The sequence below is a fragment of the Oleiphilus sp. HI0117 genome, from assembly GCF_001635235.1.
This window is the reverse complement of the sequence record NZ_LWGA01000597.1, coordinates 1-685: the sequence shown is the minus strand read 5'-3', so window position 1 is coordinate 685 and position 685 is coordinate 1. Positions and strand designations below refer to the sequence as shown.

The 685-nt window shown below is 38.2% G+C and carries 1 pseudogene; it reads left to right on the top strand.

Annotated elements, in window-relative coordinates:
* Nucleotides 1-261: pseudogene (locus A3757_RS26555) on the top strand (hypothetical protein); the annotation flags it as partial.
* Nucleotides 262-685 lie beyond the last annotated feature (424 nt).

The following is a 685-nucleotide window of genomic DNA, read 5'->3' as shown; positions in this document are numbered from 1 at the left end:
TCGGGCTGGTTAACTGCGTTAACGATGGTGATAGTTGCGGGTGCAGGGGTGTTGATGGTGAGTAATGTTAAGTATCACTCCTTTAAAGAGTTTGATATGAAAAGAAGGGTTCCGTTTACTACCTTGCTTATTATAGTTCTGGTTTTTGCGGTCATTGCGTTAGAGCCGTCGCTAGTACTGCTTGGGGTCTTTGCTTTATATACTTTATCTGGGCCATTTAATGCGTTACTTGGTCGCAATAAAGTGACTGAAAAGTCTTAATTACATTCGCTAACATAAAAATGTAAAGAAAGTTTGATAAAGGTGTTGACCTAAAGAATCAGCTCTATATAATGCGCACCTCCTTAAGGCGAACCGCTTCGAAAGCGGCGAAGTTTGAAGGAGATAGAGGATAAATTAAGTGATTAAAATCAGTAATTTATCTTCGCTTGTTAAAGGTTTTGGTTTTCGGTTTTGAATTTAAATTTCTTCGAAAACAAATTAAAAAAAATCGTTGACAAGCAAATGAGACGCTGTAGAATACGCGCCTCGCTTGAGGGATCTCAAGCAAGCTCTTTAAAAAATTAACCAAGCAATTCGTGTGGGCGCTGGCTGAGATGATTTCACGATAAAGCACTCTGATCTAACTTGTTAGAGAGGATGTTGCTTAAGAAATTATCAAGTCAACGACCTGTACAATTTATTT